We start from the raw sequence: 805 nt of genomic DNA, 5'->3' as shown, positions 1-805 counted from the left end.
TTGGCGTGAACCTGGCTCTGGAGGGAGCACGTCGCGCCGCGTTGCCTCTCTCGGGATGGGACTCATGCCTGCTGATCGCCTAACCATCGCGCCCGCCGACCAAGTCGCGGACGCCGTGCGCGCCGTCCTCGCTGGCCACAACCCAGCGCACGTGGCCGCCGGCTGTGGCCTGGCCGCCGCAGATCTCCAGGACGCTATCGACGCTTACCACACCGCCGGAACCGCTGCCTTGGAACAACAGTCAGCGCAGTGCTGGTACCACGCCCGGATTGCCTTTGCCGACTGGGAGCTTTCCGAACGAACCGTAGCCACCGTCCTTGGCCCGCTACTCGACGAGCCGCGAAACGGCGTGCTCACCAGATGGTGGTTTCTCCGCAAGCACCCGTACTGGCGCATCCGTCTGCGGGACGCCGATCCGCTTGCCATCGATGATCTGCTCAGCGACCTGACCCGAAACGGGACTATCGCTGGCTGGCAGCCAGGGGTCTACGAGCCGGAGACGCACGCGTTCGGCGGGCCCATCGGGATGGACATCGCGCATGAACTGTTCTGCGCGGACAGTCGAGGATCTCTCGACTACGCCCGCCGCGCCGACCCGACAATCGGACGGCGCGAGCTGTCAACCGTGCTCATCGGTGCCATGCTCGCCGCCGCTGGACTCGACTCGTTCGAGCGCGGCGACGTCTTCGCTCGCGTCGCCGCTCTGCGTCCCGCTCCCCGCGATACTGACGCGGAACGAATACTCAAGCTCAGCACGCAGCTACGCGTGCTACTGGCCGAGCCAACAGGGGCGGCGATCGTCACG

General features: G+C 67.0%; 1 protein-coding gene. It reads left to right on the top strand.

Annotated elements, in window-relative coordinates:
• Positions 1-64: 64 nt before the first annotated feature.
• Positions 65-805: thiopeptide-type bacteriocin biosynthesis protein (locus tag U9980_RS18560; protein ID WP_322769073.1), on the top strand; the 741-nt coding region annotated here is incomplete at its 3' end.

It is taken from the genome of Protofrankia sp. Cr1 (genome assembly GCF_963555865.1).
In the GTDB taxonomy this organism is placed as follows: domain Bacteria; phylum Actinomycetota; class Actinomycetes; order Frankiales; family Frankiaceae; genus Protofrankia.
Note: the sequence above shows the minus strand (reverse complement) of the source record. Positions and strands in the feature narration are given on the sequence as shown.